Genomic DNA, 24,277 nt, shown 5'->3' with positions numbered 1-24,277 from the left:
ACGTGCGCAAACACGTGGCGCCCTCGCGGCGCCGCAACTTCACCCGCGTTCGCGCGGTTCTTGCTGGCGCCCTCGTCCTTGGCGTGGGCGCCAGCATGACACTCGCGTCCTGGACAGACTCGGAATACGCTGCCGGCACGTTTACCGCCAGCACTTTCCGCCTTGAGTCCAGCACAGCCACCTCGACGTGGAAGGACAGCACGTCGCCTGCCGACGCGTCGCTCATGATCAACGCGACGTCCATGTCGCCGGGCGCTTCGCAGTACGCGTGGGTTAATATCCGCACCACCGCCGCTTCCACCGTTGGTGGGACGATCGCGTTGGCCAGCTGGACGTCGTCGGGCACTTTGGTTCCCGTGCTTGAGTACAAGGCGGTGCGGACGACGGCGGTCGACACCCCGTGCGATGCCGCCGCCTTTTCGGGGTCCCCGGTATTTGTTGCAGGGTCCTCATCCGCGTACCTGCCGGCTGCATCAGTGCCTGGCTCTCCGGTGGCATTGGCGGTGACGCCATCAAGCCGCGAGCTCCGCTATTGCTTTGAGGTGCGGATCCAGCCTGGAGCGTCGAACACCTACCAGGGCGGCACGGGCACGGTCACATGGCTCTTCACCGGAACGTCGGATTGAGCGCGGAAGGAGTCGACGTGAAACAACGAAATGGCCGCGGGGGTGCAGTAAGCAACGCCCTCCTCAACATCGCCGCGGTCGGGGGCCTGGTCTGCATCGTGCTCGTGATCCTCGCTGCCTTCTTCCACATCACGCTCATCATGTTCAAGACCGGATCCATGGGGCCGACCATCCCTGCCGGATCGCTCGCCGTGGTCAAGAAGATCCCGGCGTCGGAAGTGCGCGTGGGCGACGTCGTGACTATCGACAGGGGCGCAGCCCTGCCGGTGACGCACCGCGTGACGTCCGTTTCTCCGGCTGGGGGCGACGCGTTCAAGATCACCATGCGTGGCGACGCCAACCAGGCTGACGATCCCGCCCCGTACGTGGTAACTACAGTGCGGATTGTGCTGGGCTCAGTGCCCAAACTCGCCTATGCACTCAGCGCCGCCTCCAACCCGGTGGTGCTCGGCGGCGTAACCTTGGTGATGGCGGGCGCAGTCACGTGGGCCTTCTGGCCGCGGGAGGAACGGGAGCCCCGCGGTCGGCGGAGGGCTGCGAAGGAGCCTCTCGTCGAGCATGCTCCCGAGCTTGATAAGACTGCACCATGAAGCGGCGGCACCTTGCCGTCACCGGGCTGCTCGCCTGTGCCGCCGCCCTGGCGGCTGCACCTCCGCAGCCGACGACGGCGGCCTGGGCCTTCCCCGAGTATGCGTCCGGCTCCTTCGAAGCCGGCACGGTGCTGCCGCCGACCTGGGTCAGTTGCGTCAGGAATGGGGTAGGTACGTTTATCTTCACGTGGGCAAACCCTGTGGGCGGCGTGCCCAGAACCGGGTATGAATGGACGTTGAGCCGGGGGACACAGGTGATTTCCGGACCGACAACCGAATCCGCAACCGCGACAAGTCTGACCGTCACCGCAGGCCTCGTGTCGCTCGGCGATACCACTCTGACGCTCACAGCCACAGGGCCTGGCCAATGGACGTCGCCGTCAATCACCGGTTCCATTTCGAGCGTCCTCATTCTCGGAACCAGCTGCAGCGTCTGACCGAGGACCAGTACTCCATGGCCCCTGTCAGTGCTCCGATTCACCCGTGACTCTGCGCCTCAATGAGTGACACCGGGGCCAGGATTCCCGCTTTCTGTGGAGGCCGCGACGTCGGCAGTAGCTGCCTCAGCGATCCACGCGGACCAGTCAAGGGGATGCACGGAGGGTCTGCCAAGCAGATAGCCCTGACCCGTTGCGATGCCCGCCTGTGTAACGGCGGTCAGTCCCGCCTGGCTTTCGATGCCTTCGGCCGACACCGCTGCCCCGATTTGCTTCGCGAGTTCAACCACGTCCATACCGGCGGGCCGCCCCTCGACCGGGTGCATGAGTCCGTCGATGAAACTGCAGTCAAGTTTTATGATGTCGGGAAGCAGCTGCAGGATCTGGTCCCGCGACGCGGCACCGGCGCCGGAGCCGTCGACAGCCAACCGCAGACCCCGCTGACGCAGTGGGGTCAGCATCCGTATCAAGCCATCCAGCTCCGCGCCGACCAGGCTGCCCGCCAGTTCGATGACGATTCTGTCCAGAGCCACCTGCCCGTTCCCCAGCAGCGCCTGTACGCGCGGGTCCGTGCAGGTTGCCGGGCTGAGATTGAAGGCAACGAAGAGGTGAGCGGGAATCTCGCCGGCCGCCGACAGCGCGCTATGCAGGGCAGCGATCTCCAGGTCCGCACCCAAACCGATGGCCGCTGCTTCCCGGAACCAACTGTCAGCGCCGGCCCCGTCCCGGCTGACGAACCGTGCCAACGCCTCGAATCCGGCCACGTTTCCTGCCGGCAGTTCCCTGATTGGCTGGAAAGCGGTCAGGAGCATCCTGGTCCCCAAGACGGCTCTGACGCGTTTGTAGCCCCGCGGGTCAAGGGACACGGGCAGGTGACGCGGGTTCGATGGCGCCGACGAGTCCCGGCCCATCTCCTCGTGTGGTGAAGCGTCATCGGCGAGGGAGTCTGTGAGGTCCGTGGTGGTGACGGTGATCAGGTGCTGCAACAGCGCACGTTCCGGCTCGTCCGGATTCGCCGCCAGCAGACGCCGCAGCTGAATCCTGGCCCACTTTCCATCCGAGGCCGTATCCGTCAGAACATCGTCGATCAGCTCCAGCACCTGGCTGCGGAGAGTCGATCCAGCGACCTGTGGCGGTGCGTACTGGCCCCCGGGCTCCGGACCCGGTTCTGCGCCGGTGGCTGCCGGAAGCGACTCATCCCTGGACATCGGCTGTTCCTCTGGGGTACTCACACCGGCTGAGCCCGGCGCTGGCCAAGAACACCTCCCCCGGGATGTCGGCCCTGACTTGCAAAGAAGACTACATGGAAAAAGAACGAACCGTCGCCGTTCCGACCACTAAATTTGCTGGCACCCGGGGCGTACGGCCGCATCTGCGATCTGGAGAATTGCGCGGGACAGAAGTGCCATCGCTATGGGGTGCTCATCGCTGGCCTTCCTGGAAATGGGTTAAGGGCACCACGGCGCTGCCGCACGGTGCGTAACCACCTTCGCGCATCAGGCTCACGCCCGAGGCAGCTTCACCCCAAGATCTGCGCAAGAGCGCCACTGGGACGCGATTACCACAGGTTCCGGGTCCCCGCGAGACGCCGGGTTCTCCGTGGAGCGCGGGCGACTGCCCCGGGGCGTTCACCTCTTGGTAGAGTGCGTTTAAGGCTTTGCTGGGGCGAGTCTAAGGGGGACGTGTAATGCCGAGTACGTGCGCCGCTGTGGTGATTGAAGATGACGCGGACATCGGACGCCTCGTTCAAACAGTTCTGTCCGAGACTGGCATGCAGGTCCGGCTGAGTGCAACAGGGACCGACGGCGTTGCGGCCGTCCGTGATCACTCCCCGGACCTCGTGGTTCTGGACTACGGGCTTCCCGATATCACCGGCCTGGAAGTGATCAGGCGGATCAGAAGCTTCAGCACGGTGCAGATCCTCATGCTCACGGGTCACGATGATCTGGCCGAAACGCTGCTATCCGCCGGTGCCAGCGCCGTTATGACCAAACCCTTCCGCGTCCGGGCGCTGCGGGAGCAGATCGAAAAAATGCGGGTTCCACACCACGCGTAGATGCGCGAAGACGCTCGGACTGCAGCTCGAGGAGAGTGGACACGGGCGGCGGAACCTACCGCACAGGTTGCACCGGTTCTCGCCCGCGGGGGCCGGACGGAACGGCTGCGAGCCATCCTGGGATGCCCTCCGCCGGTATCGGTTTGCTCCACAGGTAACCCTGGGCGTGCCGGACGCCCAGGCGCCGGAGTTCGGCGAGCTGCACCGTGGTTTCCACGCCTTCGGCCACGACGTCGAGATTCAGGCTGTCGGCCATGCCCATGACGAGTTCGATGATCGTCGCACCGTGAGGATCCGTGCCGAGCTCTTCCACGAAGCTGCGGTCGATTTTCAGGGTCCGGGCCGAGAGCCACTTGAGGTAGCTCAGGGATGAGTACCCTGTGCCGAAGTCGTCAATGGAAAGTCCCACCCCCAGTCCGGAAAGCCGTCGCAGGGTTTCCTTGGGCAGGTCGGGCTGGCCCATGAGCACAGTTTCGGTAATTTCCAGGTGGACGGCGGCCGGATCGATGCCGGAGCTGAGCATTGCCGCTTCCACGACGTCCGGGAAGTCGCCCGCAATGAGCTGCCGGCCCGAAATATTCACTGCCGCCGAAAGGTTTTCCGCCTCGGGAAGCTGGCTTCGCCACTGCTGCACCTGACGCAGCGCTTCATGCAGAACCCAGGTGCCGATGGGAAGGATCAGGCCGGTTTCCTCGGCGATGGGAATGAACGTGTCGGGCATGATCAGGCCGTGTTCGTGATGGTGCCACCGCAGCAGCGCCTCAAAGCCGACGGGGCATTCCGTGGTGATATCCATGACCGGCTGGTAATTCAGGGAAAGCTCGCCGCGGTCCAGGGCCAGCCTCAGGTCGGATTCCAGATCCAGCCGGCCCGCGGCCCGGCCGGTCAGGCGCGCATCATGCACGGCCGAGGAATCGCCACCGGCCGACTTGGCGCGGTACATGGCAGCGTCTGCACCGCTGAGCATCGTCTCGGCGGTGTCCTCGGGGCCCGCCAGGGCGATGCCGACGCTGACATTCAAGTAGACCTTGCGCCCGTCCACTTCGAAGGGCCGGCGCGTAACGTCCCTGATCCGCTCGGCCAGCGTCTTGGCGCCACGCCTGAGCAGGTTCTCGCAGACCACAACGAACTCATCGCCTCCGAACCGGGCCACTGTATCGCCGGCCCTGACGGCCGTCCTCAGCCGCTCCCCCAGGAGAACCAAAATTGTGTCGCCGGCGCCGTGGCCGATGCCGTCGTTGATCAGTTTGAACCGGTCGACGTCGACGAACATCACCACCGGCCGGGAGGCCCGGTCAAGGCAGCTCTGGAGGACCTCGGTGATCATGTATCTGTTCGGCAGACCGGTCAGCGCGTCGTGGCGGGCCTGCCACTCCAGAACCTGCTCCGCGTTCTTGCGTTCGGTGACGTCCAGGACTGTGTCCAGGAACCTGACAGGCTTCCCGTCCGGGCCGTTGACGCTCCGGACCCGTGAATGCAGCCATCGCTGCTCCCCATCGGGCCGGATAATCCGGTATTCGAAATCCGCGAAGCCGCGCCCGTCCTGCAGGCCCTTCCAGACGCGGCGGACCAGATCGCGGTCCTGCGGATGTGTCAGCGCAAGGACCGAGACCTTGGCCGCCGGGGTACCGGCGGCAAGACCCAGAATCCGGGCAAACTCCTCCGAGTGCCAGGTCTCCCCGGTCGCGACCGTGTATTCGACGCTTCCAACATGGGCCATTTCCTGGGCAGCCAGAAGTCGCTCCCGCTCGGCGGCGGCCGCTGCTTTCAGTCGCTGGATCTCGGTGATGTCCCTGGCGATTGCGGAGACTCCGACCTCTGCGCCGTCTTGGCCGTAGACCGGGGACACGGTCAGCTCAACGTCGATCACCGTCCCGTCCTTGCAGCGCCACCGCGCTTCCACTCCGGTCGCGAACGTCCCGTTTCCCAGGCGCGCCGTGACTTCCTTGCCGTAGTCCGCTGAGTCATGGTTGGTCAGCAGGCTGTAGCTCTGTCCGACAGCTTCCCGAGAGCTCCAGCCGAACATCCTCGTAGCGCCGGCATTCCAGCTGGTGATCTTCCCGTTCAGGTCGGCGCCGATGATGGCGTCCCCGGAGGATTCCACCATGGCTGAGAGCCGGCGCAGAATTGCCTCGCTGTGTTTCCGGTCGGTGATGTCCTTGGAGATCGCTACGACGGCGACGGGCACTGTGTGCCGTCCGCGGATAGGGCTGACCGTGGCGTGGACCGGGAATTCCCTCCCAGTCCGGTGGTGCATCCAGAGCTCGCCGGCCCAGTCCCGGCCATGGGCGAGTCTGTCCGCAATCTCCTGATCGGTGGCATCCTGACCCGGGCCGTCAGCGCCGCCGATGATTCCCAGCTCCGTGATCAGCTTGCCCAGCACCTGGGCCGCGCTGAACCCGTACAACCGTTCAGAGGCGCGGTTCCAATACGTGATCCGCCACTCACTGTCCATCCCGATGACCGACTGCCCGATCTCATCGAGCAGCAGTGACTGCATGACCAGGTCATCGTGGTGTTCTTCAGCCATTGGTCCCCTTACCGCTACCGCGTCCGAGAGAAAAAGACTCACAACTCAACGCCGGCGACCACAGGCTGAATCACCGTCTTGAGCTTGTAGCCTAGCGGCGCCCGACAGCCGCGGCCATAGAAAAAGCGCAATTCATCGGACAGATACGAACGAACCCTCCCGCACATCACGTGCGGGAGGGTCGCATCGCATGCGGGAGGCTGCAGCCCTACTGCCCGCGGGCGCTCAGGAACTTGTCCAGCGCGGGAAGGTCGTCCGTGTTGATGTGGTCCACACCGGCGTTGTGCAGCTCGGTCCACATGGCGTCGCGTTCCTGTCCCGGCTGGTCCGGCGTGGCCCAGAAACGCACCCGGTAGCCCTTGGAGTGGGCGGTTTCCACGTAGGCGCGCAGCTTGGCCCGCTCTGACTCCGGCATCGGGCCGACGCCCTGCCAGGTGAACAGCTTGGTCCAGTTGTCGCTGACCAGCGGCATCAGTGCCGCCGGCATGCCGGAGGCGAGATCGGCCGAGCGGCCGTCGAAGAACCCGTACCGCTTGGTCTCGGCCTTCATCGTGGCCAGCGGCCGGTTGCCGCTGATGACGGCGGTGACCGGTCCGGTGGACACCCTTCCGTTGGCGAACCGGCTCATGAGGGCCGGGTGCTGCGCCAGTTCCTTCTCCACGGCGGCGTACGTGGCCTCGCCCTCGCTCTTGATGTCGATCAGCAGCTGCAGGCTGCCGTCCCAGCCGGGGTAGACGCTGTGGCCGTCCTGCCGCACCAGCTTGTCCAGCGGTTCGAGGTACAGACTCTCCAGCGTGACGCCGGCCTTGGCATCCACGAGGTCGTGCGCCACGCGGAGCTCGCCGTCCACCAGCCACACGTCGGCCTCCACACTGGAGAAGCCGTGCTCCAGCGCGTCCAGCAGCGGACGGCCGTGCTCGTAGTCGTTGTGCGCGTGGGCTGCGGCGTGCGGCGGCCCCAGGACAGCGTCGGACGCCGGTGCCGCCGTTGACGGGGCGGCAATTCCGGCCAGGGCCGTGAGGGCAACGAGCGCGGTGACGGTGCTTTTGATCAGCACAGGGTTCTCCTTCAGTGCGGGATGGGTCCGCCGCCCGCCTCCCGGTTGAGAAGGCCCGACGGCGTGCCCCACCACACTGCCCTCCGGCGGCTAACGCGTCCCCACCGGAGTCTGGCGCCCCGGTGAACAGGACATGTCACCGGCTTTCGGCCACAAAAATGCCCCGGACCAAAATGGTCCGGGGCACGGTGGGGCTACTTGCTACCGCTCGATGCAGACGGTGAGATCCACGTGGATGTCGTCGTCGGCGACGAGGCGGTCCTGGAGGTAGCGGGCAAGGCTCGCGTCCGTGGCGGTGTGAACGCTTTTCGGGACGGCTCCGCGGAGCAGCGCCTGGGTGTCGGTGGACTTGACCACGTCCAGCGGCGCCCAGCCCCGGTGGCCGGAGGTGAGGCGTTCTATGTCGGTGCGGAACGAGCGCTTGTGGTCCTCGCGGACACTGGCGCGCATGTTGAACGGGATGAATTCGGTGGGCAAAACGGTCCTTTCACGAGGCAGCCGGTCGTCGGCGCCCCACATGGAACAAGGACCATGGGGTGCAGGGTATTCCTTGGAAGCCCGTAAGGAGTCCGAAGTCACGCCGCCAGGCGAAGGGAGGTGAGGAAGGGCCGGGAAGGAGGCGTCAGCCGACGTGGATGCGCGGGCGGCGTTCCGGCTCCGTCTCGTTTTCGCGGATGATCTCCCGGACCACGGGAGCCGTGTCGCCGCGGCCCAGGAGCAGGTACCGCATCAGGTGGGCCAGCGGGTTCCCTTCGGCCCATTCGAAGTACGCGTGCGGAATGACCCCGGTGGCGTCGCGCAGGGCCAGAAGGATCGCGGCGATCGCGTTGGGCGCGGCCGGGCTCTTCGCGCGGAGGACGCGGTGGCCGGCCACTTCAACGCCCTCCACCTCCAGGACGTCGCTGAACTCGGAGGGGTCGGTGACGTCGATTTCCAGGAAGATCACGTCCGCGGATCCCGGCACCGGGTTCATGCCCCGCTGCTCTTCCTCCTTCGCAGCGTACTCCGCGGCGTCCCCGTCCTGCACTCGGTTGGCGATGAGGTTAATCCGACCGTCGAACTCAAGCGTGTCGGTGATGAAGCGCCGGGCGTTCTCGTCGAACTCGATCCGGTGCACACGCAGTTCCGTGGTGCGGCTGATCCGGGAGACCAGCGAAACCACCACGATGCCCAGGATGAAGAACCCGGAAATGGCCAGGCCGTCAGGCTTTTCGATCACGTTCGCCGCCAGTGCGTAGAGCAGGATGAGGGTCAGGACGGAGAAGCCGACGGCGGCGCGGCGCCGCTTCTGCCGCGCCGCGGAAATGCTGACGGCCACCGCCCCGGAGACCATCATGGCCAGGATGCCGGTGGCATAGGCCCCGGCCTGGGCGTTGACGTCGGCCTTGAAGCCGATGGTGATCAGGACGCTGATGGCCGTGTAGACCAGGACCACCGGGCGAACCGCCCGGGTCCAGTCGGGCGCCATGCCGTAGGACGGCAGGTACCGGGGCACGATGTTGATCAGCCCGGCCATCGCGGAGGCACCCGCGAACCACAGGATGAGGATGCTGCTGACGTCGTAGACGGAGCCGAAGCCGTTGCCGAGCCGTTCGTGGGCCAGATACGCCAGCGCGCGGCCGTTGGCCGCGCCGCCCTCCTGGAACGCCTCGGCAGGGATCAGCAGGGTGGTCACGAAGCTGCTGCCGAGCAGGTAGACGCTCATGATCACCGCGGCCGTGGTCAGGAGCTTGCGGGTGTTCCGGATCCGGTTCTGCAGGGTCTCCTCCGGCGTGGCCCCCGAGGCCGCCACCAGGGGCATCATGCTGACCCCGGTTTCAAAGCCGGACAGGCCCAGTACCAGCAGCGGGAACGCCAGGATGGCGGGCCCGGCGATGCTGCCGAAGCCGCCGGACGAGGTGAGTGCGGCGGTCCAGGATGACAGCGCACCCGGCTGCGTGACGGCGTCGTAAATTCCCGTGGTGATGATGACGGCGTTCAGCACCAGGAAGACCCCCACCAGCGGAATGGCGACGGCCACGGCCTCGGAGAAGCCGAGCAGGAAGACCCCGCCCAGGATCAGCAGGAGCACCACGGTGATGGGGACCGCCTGGCCTTCCAGGAACGGCGGCAGGTAGGGGTTCTCCAGCATGTGGACCGTGGCGTCGGCGGCGGAGAGGGTGATGGTGATGATCCAGGATGTGGCCACGAACCCGAGCAGCACCAGCACAAAGATCTTCCCGCGCCAGAACGGGAGCAGGTTTTCCAGCATGGCCACCGAGCCCTGGCCGTGCGGGCTCTCCTGCGCCACCCGCCGGTACATGGGCAGCATGCCGAACAGCGTCAGGGCCACGATCAGCAGCGTGGCCAGCGGGGACAGCGCGCCGGCCGCGAGCGCCGCGATGCCGGGCAGGTAGGACAGCGTCGAGAAGTAGTCCACGCCGGTCAGGCACATGACCTTCCACCAGGGCTGCTGGTGCGCCCCCGCCTCGGCCACTTCCGGCCCCACCGGCTGGTGGACCTTGTGCTCCAGCAGCCACCGGGCCAGCGGGCTGCTTGGCGGCGCTTCCTGCTCCGGGCTGGGGACACTCGCGGGAACGGAATACTGGGCGGGTGCGGTCATGAAGTGTCTTTCTGGGGGTTCCGGGGGCGTCGGTTCAGGCTGGGGGACGACGGCGGGGGCTACTTGGTGGCCCTGATGAACCGGTAGATCATGTACCCCGTCACGGCGCAGCCCAGAATCAGCAGGAGCAAGGAGGTGGGATCAGCGAGCATGGCCGGTCTCCGCTTGCGCGCGTCTGGTGGCCACGGGGTCCTTCGATTCGAAATGGAAAGTTTGCTGATGACCACGGGAGCCTAGCACCGGCCGCTCCGCGCGGCAGGCCGGAACCCGGAATCCTAACGCTTTCTTAACGCCCCTGTTCAGGCAGTCCGCCGCGGATTCCGCGGTGGTAGCGTGACGCGTATGCGCGACGTTGCGGGTTCCCAGGCGCGGCAAGGCGCCGCCAGCGGAGTCCGCCACGGCCATTGGCACCGGGGGTCGAAGGCGTTTCCGGCCATCCTGAACATCCTTGCGCCCCAGCATCCGGCCCAGGTGATCGTGCTGGGCTTCGCGGCGGCCGTTGCCGCTGGAACCCTGCTGCTGATGCTGCCGGTCTCGCGGAACGGGCCGGAGGGCGCTCCTTTCCTTGATGCCCTGTTCACCTCCACGTCGTCAGTGTGCCTGACGGGCCTAACCACCGTGGACACGCCGGTGTACTGGAGCGGCTTCGGCAAGGTGGTCATCCTGGTGCTGGTCCAGGTGGGCGGATTCGGCGTGATGTCCTTCGGCACCCTGCTCGGCGTGCTCATGGCCCGCAGGCTGGGCCTCCGTTCGCGGCTGTCGGCGGCGGCCGAAACCAAAAGCACCGGCTTCGGCGATGTGCGCCGGGTGCTCGTGGGCGTGCTCAGCATCAGCCTGGCCGTCGAGGTCGTCCTCGCCGGGATGCTCGCGGCGCGGTTCGTGGCCGGGTACGGGTATCCGCCGGGCCGTGCGCTTTGGCACGGCGTCTTCCATTCCGTGTCCGCGTTCAACAACGCCGGCTTCGCCCTGTACTCGGACAACCTGATCGGTTTCGCCGGGGACCCCTGGATCTGCCTGCCCATCGCCGCTGCGGTGATCATCGGCGGGCTTGGGTTCCCGGTGCTGTTCGAACTCGGCCGGCAGTACGGCAAGCCCATCCACTGGAGCATGAACACCAAGCTGGTCCTCGTGGGCACCGCGGTGCTCCTCGCGGGCGGCACCGTCTTCCTCACCGCCGTCGAATGGTCCAACCCGGCAACGCTGGGAGGCCTCAGGCCCGGCGAGCGTGTCCTGGCCGGATTCTTCCAGTCGGTCATCACGCGCACGGCCGGATTCAACAGCATCGACATCGCGCAGATGTACCCCGTGTCCTGGCTGGGGATGGACATCCTGATGTTCATCGGCGGCGGTCCGGCCGGCACCGCGGGCGGCCTGAAGATCACCACGTTCGGCGTGCTGTTCTTCATCCTGGCCACGGAGCTGCGGGGCGGGACGGCCGTCAACATCTTCGGCAAGCGTCTCTCGCGGGCCGTGCACCGGCAGGCCATCACCGTGGTGCTGCTCGCCATCGCCCTGGTGGTGGGCTCCACCATGTACCTCATGCTCATCACGGACTTCGGGCAGGAGCGGATCCTCTTCGAGGTCGTCTCGGCGTTCGCCACGGTGGGGCTCTCCACCGGGATCACCGCGGCCATGCCGCCGGCCGGCCAGGTGGTGCTGATCCTGCTGATGTTCATCGGCCGCCTCGGTCCGGTCACCCTGGGCGCCGCGCTGGCGCTGCGGGAACGCCCGCCGCTCTACGAATACCCCAAGGAAAGGCCCCTCATTGGCTAAGAACATTTTCTCCCGCTCCCCGGACCGCGCCGCCCAGGCGGACTCCGTGGTGGTCATCGGGCTGGGCCGCTTCGGCGGGGCGCTGGCGCTGGAGCTGGAGGCGCAGGGCACCGAGGTCCTGGGGATTGACGCGAGCGAGGAGACCGTCCAGTCCTACAACGGCCGCCTCACCCACGTGGTCCGGGCGGACGCCACCAAGGAAGAGGTGCTGCGCCAGCTCTCGGTGCATGAGTTCGACAGGGCCGTGGTGGGCATCGGCACGGACATCGAGGCCAGCATCCTGACCACGTCCCGGCTCCTCACGTTCCGCAAGCCCCAAATCTGGGCGAAGGCCATCAGCGAACCGCACGCCGAGATCCTGAACCAGCTCGGCGTGGACCACGTGATCCGGCCCGAGCACGACATGGGCAAGCGCGTGGCCCACCTGGTCCGCGGTTCGCTGCTGGACTACGTGGAGTTCGAGGACGACTTCGTGATGATCCGCACCAGCCCGCCGAGGGAGGCGCAGGACCGCCCGCTCGGAGTGCTCGGGCTCCGGGACAAGTACGGGATCACCATCGTGGCCGTCAAGCGCCCCGGCGGCATCTGGGGCCACACCACGGCGCAGACCGTCCTCTACGAGGAGGACCAGATCATCGTCCAGGGCAGCAAGACCCAGGCGGAGAGATTCAGCAACATCAGCTGACGGGCGTCACCCCGCCTCGATGAACGCGATCTGCCTCAGGTTCGCGGCCGGCTTCGATTTCGCGGCTGCGACTGGCTTCCGTTTGGCGGCGACGGCGGCAGCTGGCTTCCGCGCGGCGGCGGCACCCGGCGGCAGATCCCCGATGGCGGCGGCCGGCCTCCGCGCGACGGCGGCAGCCGGCTTTACAACCGGGATCCGCCTGACGCTGAGCTGCTCGAGGTCCAGCAGCCGGCGAGCGCCGGTCCGGGCATCGATGATCCAGAACAGGTCAATCTCTTCGAGCGTGCTGGCCACCGTCCCGCGGTGCGCGAGGCGCCCCCGGTGCCAGGCCTCGATCTCCTCCCCCGCCGAGAGCTCCCCACACGAACGCACCTCAAGGTCCTCATCCGTCATCATCACTGGGCTCCTTTCACCGATCCGGTTCTGCAAGCCCAGCCTGCACGATGAAGTTTTCTGCAGGGTTTCAAAATAGTGCGCCTTGTGTGTCTGCGCTGTTTCCAGCTGGGCGCAAGACCGCACCGCGTGGAAATGGCTCCGCCGGAAGCGGCGCCCGGACAATACCATCGCACGATGGAATAACGTTTGTTTTCCAAAAAACTGCGCTCTTCTTGATCCTATCTTGCGCTGTTCTCAGCTTAAGAACTTTTCGTTCGGGAACGTTTTTGAAGAATTCGATTTGCCGGCAGTGTATTCCCGCTGGAGCCGGTGATAATGCGTTACCGAAAGAGCCAGGCGGGGAATTCCGTATGCCCTAGCTGTACTGAGTCAGGACGTTGGTTACATCGTGAATAGGTGAAGACCTCTTAGGTTGGTGGTTACCACACACAGCCAACGACTAAGAGGTCTTCATGATCCACCGTAATGCCCGCCTGACCCCGACCGGTAGACGGATCCTTGTCGAACGCGTCCTGAACGGCCGTCCGATTGCCCATGTGGCCAAAGAACTGGGCATCTCGCGGACCTGCGCCCACCGCTGGATTAGCCGCTACCGGGCCCACGGCTGGGAAGGGCTGCAGGACCGCAGCTCCAGACCAAAGTCATGCCCGCACGCCACTCCGGGAAAGTCGTTGCCGAGGTCCTGACAAAACGCGTAGAGCACCGCGAGGGGCCGGCCAATCTGGCATTGCGTTGCGGGGTCAGCGCCCGGACGGTCTCTCGGATTCTGGCCCGTGCCGGCATGCCGCGGCTGTGGGACCTGGACCCGGTGACCGGGGCCCGGATCCGCGCTTCCCGTGCCACTGGCCGCCGCTATGAACGCGACGGCCCGGGGACATGATCCACGTCGACGTCAAGAAACTCGGGCGGATCCCCGAGGGCGGAGGCTGGCGGGCCGACCCTTCCCAGGGCCCGGCTAACCACCGCAGATCACACCAGAAGCTGGGTTTCGACTACGTCCACGTGGCCGTCGATGACTACACCCGCTTCGCCTACGCCGAGGTCCTTCCCGACGAGAAGGGCCCGACCTGCGCCGGATTCCTCACCAGAGCTGCGGCCGCCATGGCCGCCAACGGGGCGCCGGTCAAACGGGTCATGACCGACAACGCATTCGCCTACCGGCTCTCCCGCGATTTCCAGGACGCCCTAACTGCGCTGGGCGCTAAACACATCCTGATCAAACCCCGGCATCCCTGGCAAAACGGCAAAGCAGAACGCTTCAACCGCACCCTGCAGGAAGGCTGGGCCTACCGGCAACCATTCACGTCCAACCAGGCGCGCACCGACGCCCTGCAGCCATGGCTAAACTTCTACAACAACCACCGGCCCCACGGCAGCCTCGGAGGCAAGCCACCCATCAGCAGGTGCAACCAACCTACTGGCTGAGTACACCTGATATGTAGGTATTTCTTGTCAAGGGGGCAAGGGTGAGCGGTCCGAGACTGGGTGTCTTGGACCGCTCCTTTTGTGTTCCGTTCCTTGGGCCCGTCCGGGGCTGGCTGGCGCGTCGTGATCGACGGGCGCTGTCAGACTGATATGCGCGGGTTGGTTACCGCAGGACGAGGTGTTCGGCTGGAGGGGTGCCGCTGGTCTAGCAATGTCGGGCGTCACCGGAACTACCCGGTTGTCCATAGGTGTTTCGCGGGTCTCCTCCACGCTGCCAAGCCATCAGGACAGGGCCGGGAACGGCACACGTCTATTCATCCGTCCACGGCTGCTCCTGTTGGACCGCGGCGGCGAGGGACCAGCACCAGCCGGCCAATTCGCGGGCGACGGCGACATTGGCGATGACCCGGCGTTTGTGCCGGGCTTCGAACTGCTCCCACTTGTGGTGCAACCGGTGGTTCCCCTGGTGTCCGCGGACCCGGGAGGCCTCGTCGGCTGCATCCCAGCGGGAACGCATGTCGCGGCTGGCATTGTTGTAGGGGCGCCGGTGGTGCCACGCGGCCTCGACCAGCAGGCGTCGGGCGTGGGTGTTTCCGGTTTTGGTGATGGCTCCCTGGGACCGGGACGCACCGGAGGTATGTTCGGAGGGACAAGACCCAGATACGCGCCGATCGTGGAGCCGGTGAAGCGGGTCCAGTCGCCGATCTCCACCGCCAGGCCGAAGGCGGTGAGCACCGAGATGCCGCGCAGACACATCAGCGCCCGCACGACCGGGGCATACGGCTCGGTCGCCGCCATCGCCGTGATCTTCGCATCCAAACGGTTGCGGCGGTCCAGCGTCAGCTCTGCCATTTCCAGGCGGCCTCGTACGCAGCCTGCAGGGCAGGATCGTCGAAACGCTGCCGGTGCAGCCAGGTGTGGTGGGCGTCGGTCCAGGCATGGCCGCCGGAGTAGACCAGACCGTGGCGCAGCAGGAGCTTCGAGATCCGGTGCCTTGCCCGCATCAGATCCGAACGGACGTCCTCGCGGGCACGTACCAGATCACGGGCCGCCTCCTGAGCCGGACCCGGGACCCGCACCGGGGTAATTTGCCCGAGCAGCGCCAACCGGGCCAGATGCTCTGCATCGCGGGCATCGGTCTTCACCCGGTCCCCGGACGGCCGCTGGAGCTTGGACGGCGCCGCGACCAGGCATTCGACCCCTGCGGCTGCCAGCAACCGGGCCAGGCCGAATCCCGTTGGGCCTGCCTCATAGACAACGCGGACCGGACCCGGCAATCCAGAAATCCACTCGGCGATCCCGGCATCGTTCGCGGCGAGGCTCTGACGCAGGATCTCGCCGGTCTCACGATCGATCGCGCAGCCCTTCACACTGCGCGCATGGACATCCAAACCCACGTAGGTACGCTTATTCATGGCTGGAACCTCCCGACGTTCAAATGTGGCTCTACCAGTCCACACCCCCGCCTCTTGGTGGCGGAACAGACCGTGGCCCGGCAACCCACGAACCTCTTTGAACCCGAGGTTCCAGTCCTACATCAGGGACCGGCCCGCCACACTTCATATCGTCTAGCGTTTGGACAGGCCCTCTGCCTGCCGGTTCGCAGCCTGGGCGGCTTCGGCATTGCCCATCCGCTGGTAGATGTTCGCGAGGACGCGCCAAGGCGTGTCCAGGCCGGGATCCAGGGCCGCCGCGTGCTCCAGGTCCGCTATGCCGTCGGCGGCCCGCCCCAGGCCGAACTGCGCGACGCCGCGCTGGACATAGAGCCCCGTGGAATACGGGGCCTCCCGGACCAGGCCGTCGAGCACGGTCTTGGCGGCACCCGGATCCCCGCTGTAGAGGTAGCCGATGGCCAGCGCCGATCCGGCCTCCTGCGAGCGCGGCGTGCGTTCGCGGGCGAGGCTCCCCATTCGACGGCGCGCCGCGCCGCCTGCTGGTCACCCGCCGTCGCCGGGCGGCAAACGCCTGGGCGGCGAGCAGAGCGGTGTCGCTGTCTCTTATACACATCTAGATGTGTATAAGAGACAGGCTCTGCGAGGGCGACATCCCCGGCCGCGGCAGCCTTGGCACCGGCACCCATCGGCCATTCCGCGATGGCGGCGGGGACAGCAACGGCAAGGCCGGCCGCGACGAGAACCGCACCGGCCGCCGTCGAAACCGCGGGCCGGAAGATGCCCGCAAATGCTGCTGTCAGCTTTCCCGGAATCCCTTCCACCGCCGGCGAACTGACGGCTGGGAAGCCCGTGCCCTCGCGCCCCACCAGCCCGCCGCACAGGAAGGCCACCAGGGCCGTGGTGCCGATGGACGTGAAGTGCGTCAGCAGCGCCAGTCCGTAGGCGGCCACGGTCACCAGCACCACAACCATGTACCGGCGGTCCGCACCGTGCTGGGTTTCCTTCATCCGCCGGACCGCAGCGGCCACGGCCACCGCGCCGAGAACCAGGACCAGTAAAAGCAGCGGGACCCCGCCTGCCGCCAGCAGCTGCAGCGGCCAGCTGTGGGGTGAATCGGCGGGGAAAGAGTCGCCCACGGATCTGGCCCACTCCGCGTTCAGGTACGCCGGCAGCGCGTCAACGAAGCCGCTCGGCCCAACGCCGAAGACCGGATCGGCACTTACCAGGCCGAGGCTCCGGTCCCACAGCAGCCACCGTCCGTCCACTGTTCCCGCGGACAGGAGGCGGTCACGCGCAGCGGGAACCAGCAGGACGCCAAACGCCACGGCAGCGGCCGCCAACACGGCACCCGCCGCGATTTTTGGCCGCGCCCAGGACCGGCTCCGCATCCACACGGAGGAGCCAAACAGGGCCACGATCAGCAGCCCGGCCAGTGCCGCCCGGGAGCCGGAAAGGATCGCCACGCCTGCAGCGGCGATCAGGCCAGCCCGCCTCAGCCAAAACTGCCATCCGCGCTCAGGGCCACCGCCGGCGGACAGCACCCCCGCGATGACGAACCCGATCAGGCCCTGGTCCGTGGCGTTCCCCAGCGTGGCGCCCGGGCGCACGTCCGCGGCACCGCCAAGCGGGCGCAAACCATTGCTTTCCAGCACGGCAACGAGCAGCAGCACCACTGCCGCAGCGGCGAGCGATGTGCTGAGAAGCTGTCGACTCCGGCCGGCCAAGGCACCGCCCAGGACCTTCGCGCCCACCCCGAATACGGCCACGTACACCCCTAGGGTTAACAGACCCTCGTAGCGCGGCCAGCGCCCGGCCAGGCTGGCCAGCGGGGTATCGGACAAGAGCATGGCGGCGGCGATCCACACCACGCAGGCGGCGGTCGCCGCCTGCACCGCCAAGGGAATCCGGGCCCGCAGCGGAGACACCACACCGGCGAGGACACCGATCATCACCACCACGAGTTTGATCCAGACGAACCTGAAAAGGCCTCCGGGCTGAAACACCAGGATGGACCCTGCCATCAGAACGATGCAGAGCCCGGGCAGCCGGGTAATCGCTTGCTTCATGCGCGGGTGGGTGACCTTTCAGCGGAGACCACTCCAATATAACCGCCTAGTCTGACGCAGGACCATGTCAACTGACATGAATGGGCGGTTACTAACTCAATTGGACATACGGCGATAATTTCAGGAGCGCGTGCTTTGAATCCCGTTTATAACGGTTACACTAAGGCGTTCTTTGACAATTAAATGATGCGGCCCAGCTGCTGCATGACCCATGGGGGGTAAAAATGCTCGCTTTGAGCAGGCGATTCCGTTTCCGAGTCGCCGTTTTATTGACGGTTCTGTCAGCGCTGGTGCTGCTCGGCATCACGCCGGCCAACGCAGCGGACTTGTCAGACGCTTCGATCAGCGGGAAGGTGACGGCGCCTGCGGGTGTCCAGCTCACCTCCGTCGGAATCACAGTCCACACCGCCGCGGCGTATTCCTACACTGGCTCGGCCCAGGTCGCCGAAGACGGAAGCTACACGGTCACCGGCCTTCCGGCGGGCTCCTACAAGGTCCAATTCAGTGGTTCCAACTCCGGCGCGCTGAGCCAGTGGTACTCGGGCGCCAAGACCTTTGAATCAGCCACACCCGTCGCGCTGGCAGCGGGCCAAAGCCTGAGCGGCATCGACGCAGCCCTCGTCAAGGGCGCTTCCATCAGCGGCCGCGTCACGCTCCCCGCAGGCATCGATCCCACGTCAGTCGGCGTTTGGGTCAGCAGCACCACCTTTGGCCCCGACTGGTATTCCGCGTATGGGCAGGTCGGCCAGGACGGCAGCTACACGGTCCTCGGCTTGCCTGCCGGCAGCTACAAGATCCAGTTCTCCGGCGGCAACTCGGGCGTCGTTACCCAGTGGCATTCGGGCGCCTCGTCCTCCGAGACCGCCACGCCTGTAACGCTCACGGACGGTCAGGATCTTGGCGGAATTAACGCGGCCCTCGTCATGGGCGCCTCCATCAGCGGCAAGGTCACGGTTCCGGCCGGCGTGGATCCCGGTTCCCTGCAGGCGGACGTCACCGCGGCCACCGGAAATTATAGCGGGTCCGCCCAGCTCGGCGCCGACGGAACGTACAAAGTCAACGGCCTTCCGGCGGGCAGCTACAAAGTCCGTTTCTCCGGGTACAACAGCGCCATCCTCCAACAGTGGTACGCCGGTGCAAGTTCCTTTGAGACAGCGACTCCTTTGACCCTCGCAGCCGGGCAGGAACTCACCGGCATCGACGCCGCCCTGGTCATGGGCGCGTCAGTCAGCGGAACTGTCACCGCCCCCGCGGGCGTGAACCTCGGTTCCATTCAGGCCACGGTCTACCAGGCCGGCGGAACGAATCCCAACTACGTGGCTTCATCCCAAGTCAACGCCGACGGCACCTACAAGGTGGCCGGGCTCCCGACGGGCAGCTACAAGGTGCAGTTCGCCGGGTACAACACCGGCACGCTGGAGCAGTGGTACGCCGGATCCTCATCGTTTAGTACCGCAACGCCCATCACCCTGACAGAAGGCCAGGACCACGGGGGCATCAATGCCACCCTGGTCAAGGGCGCGTCCATATCCGGCAAGCTCACCGCCCCGGCCGGCGTCAACCTGCCCGCGGTGCAGGCCACTCTCTATACGTCGGACAGCTACTCCTATGCGGGATCGGCGCAGGTCGCCGCGGACGGCTCCTACGCGTTTTCCGGTCTTGCGGCCGGCTCGTACAAGGTCCAGTTCAGCGGAGGAAGCTCGGGGGCGCTGGAACAGTGGTACGGCGGCCTGTCGTACGCCGAGGCCGCGCCCGTCCCCGTGGCGGACAGCCAGGACCTGGCCCTGACTGACACGCCGCTCGTCAAGGGCGCGTCCATCAGCGGCAAGGTCACAGCTCCCGCCGGCATCGATCTGTCCGCAATAACGGCCTATGTCTACAACGCCGACAACTTCCGGGCGTACGGCGTGGCAGCCCAGCTGCAGACCGACGGCACGTACAAGGTGGCCGGGCTCCGCGCCGGAAACTACAAAGTCGCATTCAGGGGTTATGGCTCCGGGGCGCTGGACCAGTGGTACCTGAACGGCAGCAGCATGGACACGGCTACCGCGCTGCCGCTGACGGCGGGCCAGGACCTGACAGGCATCAATGCGACCTTGGTTAAGGGAGCATCCATCGCCGGAAAGATCACGGCTCCGGCCGGCGTCGACCTGACGATGGTCAACGTGTCCGCCACCGCAGAGGGGGCCGCCAACGGCTCTTATGGCCGGGTAAACCCAGACGGCACGTACGCGGTCAAGGGACTTGCCGCGGGCACCTACAAGGTCAATTTTTCCAACTACAACTCCGGCGGCCTGGACGAGTGGTACAACAACGTCCAGACCCAGGCGGAGGCAACCCCGCTCACCGTGACGGCCGGCCAGGACCTCACTGCCATCGACGCCACGCTTGCCAAGGGCGCCAGCATCAGCGGCAAGATCACGGTACCGGGAACGCAGAGCTCCTCCAACGTCTACGTCACTGCGTTCCGCGCCAGCGACAGCACCTGGGCAGGCTCCGCCAACTCGAACATCGACGGCTCGTACTCAATCCGCGGCCTGACCCCGGGCAGCTACAAGATCTCCTTCGATACCTACGGCACCGGCGCGCTGCCGCAGTGGTACAAGAACGCCTCATCCATGGAGACCGCCACCGCAGTGCCGGTGACCGAGGGCCAAAGCCTGACCGCCATTGACGCAACCCTGCTCAAGGGCGGCGTCATCAGCGGCAAGATCACGGCGCCTGCAGGAACCAACCTCAACTCATCCCGCGTCATCGCTACGAAGAACGGGGTCACCAATGCGGCCCCCGCGTACGGCTACGTGAATCCGGACGGCACGTATTCGGTGATCGGGCTCGAGGGCGGCACGTACACGGTGCAGTTCTCCGGCGGGCAAAGCGGCGCCGCGGATACGTGGCACGGCGGAACAACGGCGGCGAGCGCCACCCCTGTGACCGTGGCGGTCGCGCAGACCGTCACGGGCGTGGACATGACTGTGATCACCGGAGCGTCCATCAAGGGCAAGATCACGGGCACCAGCAGCGTCTACGGATACCCTGTTTCCGTGCTGGATGCCGCGGGAAAGAGTGTCAAGGAGGGCCACTCGGACGCAGCCGGCAACTACAGTGTGGTGGGCCTCGCGGCAGGCTCCTACAAGGTAGCGTTCAACCGCTCCAGCGGGTACGCACAGGAGGAGGCACAGTTCTTCCAGAACAAGCCCGAGTCCGCCGGTGTGGGGCAGGCCCAGGCCATCCCCGTGACCACGGGCCAGCAGGTGCCGGACATCAACGCGACCCTGGCTGCCGGCGGATCCATCACCGGCACCTTGCTGAACAAGGCCGGACAACCGATGGCCAACGCGTTCCTCCAGGCCTACACCCCTGACGGCTCGCTCGTTACCCGCGCCACGTCCACAGACGCGGCCGGAAAGTACACCATCGCGGGGCTTACCTCCGGAAACTACACGCTGCGGGTGCTGGGCGGCTTCGTGGCCGGCGACCTCTACTCGGGCAACGTGGTCACCGAAGCAGCATCCACTCCCGTGGCCGTCGTCAGCGGCGCCGCCACGACGCACAACCTCTCCTACGTCGGCGTTACTCCCGCTTTGACCACACAGGTGCCCACCATCACGGGCACGGCCAAGGCCGGCTCCACGCTGACCGCAGTAACGGGCACCTGGGGTCCGGCTCCGGTGGCACTGACCTACCAGTGGAAGGCGAACGGGACGGCCAGCGGGCTCCCCATCGCCGGCGCCACCGCCAGCACCTACAAGCTGACGGCGGCCGACGTCGGCAAGACCATCTCCGTCACCGTGACGGGGACCAAGGCCGGGTACACGACGGCGGCTACTACGTCAGCGCGCACCGGCACCGTCATGGCCCTCAACCCGGTGCTCACCGCACCGGTGCCCGCCATCACGGGCACGGCCAAGGTCGGCTCCACGCTGACCGCGGCACCGGGCACCTGGGGACCGGCTCCGGTTACGCTGACCCACCAGTGGAAGGCGAACGGCATCGCGATCGCGGGCGCCACGGCCAGCACGTACAAGCCGGCGGCAGCTGACCTAGGCAAGACCCTTACCGTCACTGTCACCGGAACCAAGGCCGGCTACACCACCGCGGCCAAGACCAGCGCCGCAACAGCCAAGGTCGCCGTAGGCACCCTGACAGTCCCGGCAGTTGCCATCACAGGCGCCGTCAAGGTCGGCGCCACGCTGACCGCCGGAGGGGCCTGGGGACCCGCACCGGTCACGCTCAAGTACCAGTGGAAGGCCAACGGCATCGCCATCACCGGCGCCACCGCCAGCACCTACAGGCCGGCAGCCACGATGCTGGGCAAATCCCTCACCGTCACCGTCACCGGGTCAAAGGCGGGCTACACCGCCGTCGCCCGGACCAGCGCGGCCACGGCCAGGGTCGCGGCAGGTACGTTGACCGCGCCGGTACCGGGCATCGCCGGCACCGCCAAGGTGGGCTTCACGCTGACGGCAACCGGGGCTTGGGGGCCGGCTCCGGTCTCCCTGAGGTACCAGTGGAAGGCGAACGGCATCGCCATCACCGGCGCCACCGCCAGCACCTACAAGCCGGTTCCGGCGGTGGTGGGCAAGACCCTCACCGTCACCGTCACCGGAGTCAAGGCCGCCTACACCACAGTGGCCAAGACCAGCGCAGCAACCCTCAGGGTGGCAGCGGGCACCCTAACGGCTCCGGTACCGGCCATCACGGGCACCGCCAAGGTGGGCTCCATCCTGACGGCGGCTCCGGGCGTCTGGGGGCCGGCACCGGTCACGCTGACGTACCAGTGGAAAGCAAACGGCATCGCCATCACCGGCGCCACCGCCAGCACCTACAAACCGGCAGCAACGGCCCGGGGCAAGATCCTGACCGTCACCGTCACGGGCTCAAAGGCGGGGTACACCGCCGTCGCCAGAACGTCTGCGGCCACGGTCGCCGTGGTCTAGCGGTCACCGGCAACCACTAGCAAACGAGGCCCGCCCAGATGATTCTGGGCGGGCCTTGTGCGTCCCCAGGCAACAACTGAGTGAGGCGAATCACTTATCCACCCATCCGGCCCCATCACCGCTCCGAACTGCATGTGTCCCACCCATGGGAGATCCACCACCACTTGCATGAGGAGAACTCTTCCGATGAACAAGACTTTGCGATTCATGGCTGTTCCCACGCTCGCTCTCGGCGCCCTGGCCTTGTCCAGCGCACCGGCCATGGCCCACGACGGCGATCACTCCTACCAGGCCACCCTGGGCCAGCTGAACGGCAGCTCCGCTTCCGGCACCGTCGTCGTGCACGTCACCGGCAACCAGGCCCACGTGTCCCTCAAAGTCTCCGGTCTCGCCCCGACCTTCATGGACGCCCCGTACCCGCACGTCCAGCACATCCACGTGGGAGCCAAGGGCCAGTGCCCCTCTCCCGCCGCCGACACCAACGGCGACGGCGTCATCTCCACCACCGAAGGCGGCCCCTCCTACGGCAAGATCGGCACCACACTCTCCACCAGCGGGGACACAAGCCCTGCCGCCGGACTCGACCTCAAGCTCGCCGGCCAGGGCGGTGCGTACACCATCGACCGCACCTTCGAACTGAACGCCGAGACCAAAGCCGCCCTGCACGACGGCACCGCGGCAGTGGTGGTCCACGGCCTGGATCCCGCAACCCTGAGTGCCGCAGGCCAGGCCGCCAAGAGCGACCTCGTGCCCAGCCTGCCGCTGGCCGCAACCTCGCCGGCCCTCTGCGGGACCCTCGTCGAGGGCCAGATGGCCATGCCGGTGGGCGGCGCCGATACTGGCGTGGCCCAGACCCCGCAGAACGCCCAGGCCGCGCAGAACAACGACACCGGAACCCTCGCCCTGGGTGGTGGCCTGGTGCTGGCCGCCGCTGCGGGCGGAACCTACATCGTCCGCCGACGCAAGGCCGCATAGCCGCCGGGCCCGGGACCGCCAGGCCCCGGGGCAACAGGGGCTAGGACGGGCACAGATTCCGGCTGCCGCGGCAGCCGGAATCTGCCCCGCACCGGAAACACGCTGACGGACAGAACGCGAGGATGAGTAGAGCAATGAAAAACCCCAGGGCCGCAATGGCCTCGCTGGCCGTGGCGTCGCTGCTGTTGTCAGGCTGCGCGACCGCGGCAGGCAGCACCGATTCCGCTGCTTCCACAGCGCCATCGGCACCGGCACCGGAAAGCACATCAGCCGCCCCCGTGGCCAGCGGCCCGTCGGAGGCCTCAAAGATGATCTGCGGCCCGGAAACCAAGGACGACGTTTCCTCGATCCTGGCCCTGAACGAGGCGCCCCACACCATCAGCAAGTGGGCGGACGGCACCTACACCTGCACGTACCACCTCGCCGACGGCCCCCTGGTGATCTCGGTGAAGGAATCGCCGGACCCAGCCTCGGCCCGGAAGTACTTCGACGCCCTGGAAGGCAAGATCGGGAACACTGCGCCCATCAAAGGCCTCTCCAACCTGGGGTTCCCGGCCTACCAGACCAACGACGGATCCGTCGTCTTCCTGAAGGACAACAGCACCCTCTACGTCAACGCCACCAAGCTCCCGGCCGCCGTCGGCCCCCAGCAGGTGACGCCCACGGCCTTCGCCTACCAGGTGTCAACCACCATCCTGGCGTGCTGGACGGAGCACCACTAGGCC

18 protein-coding genes and 2 pseudogenes are annotated in these 24,277 nt (G+C 66.6%); 10 read left to right on the top strand and 10 right to left on the bottom strand.

Annotated elements, in window-relative coordinates; translation table 11 throughout:
• The first annotated feature begins 2 nt into the window (after nt 1–2).
• Genes B1A87_RS01275 through B1A87_RS01265 form a run of 3 tightly spaced genes read left to right on the top strand, consistent with a single transcriptional unit; the run spans nt 3 to nt 1,653 of the window.
• Entirely contained in the window at nt 3–626 is a 624-nt protein-coding gene (locus B1A87_RS01275) for a SipW-dependent-type signal peptide-containing protein (RefSeq protein WP_260680574.1), read from the top strand.
• A gap of 17 nt (nt 627–643) precedes the next feature.
• Nucleotides 644–1,216 (top strand): signal peptidase I, encoded by a 573-nt coding sequence (locus B1A87_RS01270; protein WP_260680573.1) that lies wholly within the window; start codon nt 644–646, stop codon nt 1,214–1,216.
• Nucleotides 1,213–1,653, top strand: a complete 441-nt coding sequence (locus B1A87_RS01265; protein WP_078029812.1) for a hypothetical protein — start codon at nt 1,213–1,215, stop codon at nt 1,651–1,653. The genes B1A87_RS01270 and B1A87_RS01265 overlap by 4 nt, the downstream gene beginning before the upstream one ends.
• A 59-nt stretch (nt 1,654–1,712) precedes the next feature.
• On the opposite strand, the gene B1A87_RS01260 is transcribed toward B1A87_RS01265, so the two are convergent.
• Nucleotides 1,713–2,861 (bottom strand): EAL domain-containing protein, encoded by a 1,149-nt coding sequence (locus B1A87_RS01260; protein ID WP_078029813.1) that lies wholly within the window; start codon nt 2,859–2,861, stop codon nt 1,713–1,715.
• 500 nt (nt 2,862–3,361) lie between these two features.
• Here B1A87_RS01260 and B1A87_RS01255 point away from each other — a divergent pair, with 500 nt between their 5' ends.
• On the top strand, nt 3,362–3,709 hold the full coding sequence (locus tag B1A87_RS01255; protein WP_185982198.1) for a response regulator transcription factor: 348 nt from the start codon (nt 3,362–3,364) through the stop codon (nt 3,707–3,709).
• Nucleotides 3,710–3,764: 55 nt separating this feature from the next.
• Here the strand turns inward: B1A87_RS01255 and B1A87_RS01250 are convergent, their stop codons facing one another.
• The 4 genes from B1A87_RS01250 to B1A87_RS01235 form a co-directional block, all read right to left on the bottom strand.
• Nucleotides 3,765–6,239, bottom strand: coding sequence for an EAL domain-containing protein (locus B1A87_RS01250; protein WP_078029815.1), 2,475 nt, complete (start codon nt 6,237–6,239; stop codon nt 3,765–3,767).
• 208 nt (nt 6,240–6,447) lie between these two features.
• The gene (locus tag B1A87_RS01245; protein WP_078029816.1) at nt 6,448–7,296 is read right to left on the bottom strand and encodes a phosphatidylinositol-specific phospholipase C/glycerophosphodiester phosphodiesterase family protein; all 849 of its coding nucleotides are present in this window, start codon (nt 7,294–7,296) and stop codon (nt 6,448–6,450) included.
• Nucleotides 7,297–7,497: 201 nt separating this feature from the next.
• Nucleotides 7,498–7,773, bottom strand: a complete 276-nt coding sequence (locus B1A87_RS01240; RefSeq protein WP_078029988.1) for a hypothetical protein — start codon at nt 7,771–7,773, stop codon at nt 7,498–7,500.
• A 145-nt stretch (nt 7,774–7,918) separates the two neighbouring features.
• Nucleotides 7,919–9,898 carry an APC family permease gene (locus B1A87_RS01235; RefSeq protein WP_078029817.1) on the bottom strand — a complete coding sequence of 660 codons (1,980 nt, stop codon included), beginning with the start codon at nt 9,896–9,898 and terminating at the stop codon, nt 7,919–7,921.
• A 342-nt stretch (nt 9,899–10,240) separates the two neighbouring features.
• On the opposite strand from B1A87_RS01235, the gene B1A87_RS01230 reads away from it, so the two are divergent.
• Together B1A87_RS01230 and B1A87_RS01225 are read left to right on the top strand one after the other, a co-directional pair.
• On the top strand, nt 10,241–11,671 hold the full coding sequence (locus B1A87_RS01230; RefSeq protein ID WP_078029818.1) for a TrkH family potassium uptake protein: 1,431 nt from the start codon (nt 10,241–10,243) through the stop codon (nt 11,669–11,671).
• Complete coding sequence (locus B1A87_RS01225) at nt 11,664–12,356, top strand: TrkA family potassium uptake protein (protein ID WP_078029819.1); 693 nt, start codon at nt 11,664–11,666, stop codon at nt 12,354–12,356. The genes B1A87_RS01230 and B1A87_RS01225 overlap by 8 nt, the downstream gene beginning before the upstream one ends.
• Nucleotides 12,357–12,362: 6 nt before the next feature.
• On the opposite strand, the gene B1A87_RS22755 is transcribed toward B1A87_RS01225, so the two are convergent.
• Nucleotides 12,363–12,752, bottom strand: coding sequence for a hypothetical protein (locus B1A87_RS22755; protein ID WP_185982197.1), 390 nt, complete (start codon nt 12,750–12,752; stop codon nt 12,363–12,365).
• A 452-nt stretch (nt 12,753–13,204) separates the two neighbouring features.
• Here B1A87_RS22755 and B1A87_RS01215 point away from each other — a divergent pair.
• A pseudogene (locus B1A87_RS01215) lies at nt 13,205–14,177 on the top strand (IS481 family transposase).
• Nucleotides 14,178–14,487: 310 nt separating this feature from the next.
• On the opposite strand, the gene B1A87_RS23450 reads toward B1A87_RS01215, so the two are convergent.
• The 4 genes and pseudogenes from B1A87_RS23450 to B1A87_RS01200 all read right to left on the bottom strand — a co-directional run bounded on the left by B1A87_RS23450 (nt 14,488) and on the right by B1A87_RS01200 (nt 17,637).
• Complete coding sequence (locus tag B1A87_RS23450) at nt 14,488–14,694, bottom strand: transposase (RefSeq protein WP_260681081.1); 207 nt, start codon at nt 14,692–14,694, stop codon at nt 14,488–14,490.
• Between the two features lie 81 nt (nt 14,695–14,775).
• Nucleotides 14,776–15,117 (bottom strand): annotated as a pseudogene (locus B1A87_RS23445) (hypothetical protein); the annotation flags it as partial.
• Nucleotides 15,017–15,592 (bottom strand): transposase, encoded by a 576-nt coding sequence (locus tag B1A87_RS23440; protein WP_260680569.1) that lies wholly within the window; start codon nt 15,590–15,592, stop codon nt 15,017–15,019. The gene B1A87_RS23440 and the pseudogene B1A87_RS23445, both read right to left, overlap by 101 nt.
• Before the next feature lie 293 nt (nt 15,593–15,885).
• The gene (locus tag B1A87_RS01200) at nt 15,886–17,637 is read right to left on the bottom strand and encodes an O-antigen ligase (RefSeq protein WP_144275683.1); all 1,752 of its coding nucleotides are present in this window, start codon (nt 17,635–17,637) and stop codon (nt 15,886–15,888) included.
• Nucleotides 17,638–17,906: 269 nt separating this feature from the next.
• Here B1A87_RS01200 and B1A87_RS22750 point away from each other — a divergent pair, with 269 nt between their 5' ends.
• From B1A87_RS22750 to B1A87_RS01155, 3 genes are all read left to right on the top strand, one after another.
• Entirely contained in the window at nt 17,907–22,577 is a 4,671-nt protein-coding gene (locus tag B1A87_RS22750) for an S-layer family protein (RefSeq protein ID WP_185982196.1), read from the top strand.
• Between the two features lie 186 nt (nt 22,578–22,763).
• On the top strand, nt 22,764–23,552 hold the full coding sequence (locus B1A87_RS01160) for a CHRD domain-containing protein (RefSeq protein WP_078027925.1): 789 nt from the start codon (nt 22,764–22,766) through the stop codon (nt 23,550–23,552).
• 134 nt (nt 23,553–23,686) lie between these two features.
• Entirely contained in the window at nt 23,687–24,274 is a 588-nt protein-coding gene (locus B1A87_RS01155) for a hypothetical protein (RefSeq protein WP_078027924.1), read from the top strand.
• The last annotated feature ends 3 nt before the right edge of the window (nt 24,275–24,277 follow it).

The sequence above is a fragment of the Arthrobacter sp. KBS0703 genome, from assembly GCF_002008315.2.
Lineage (GTDB): Bacteria > Actinomycetota > Actinomycetes > Actinomycetales > Micrococcaceae > Arthrobacter.
The sequence above is the reverse complement of the archived record's forward strand: the minus strand, read 5'-3'. Positions and strand labels throughout refer to the sequence as shown.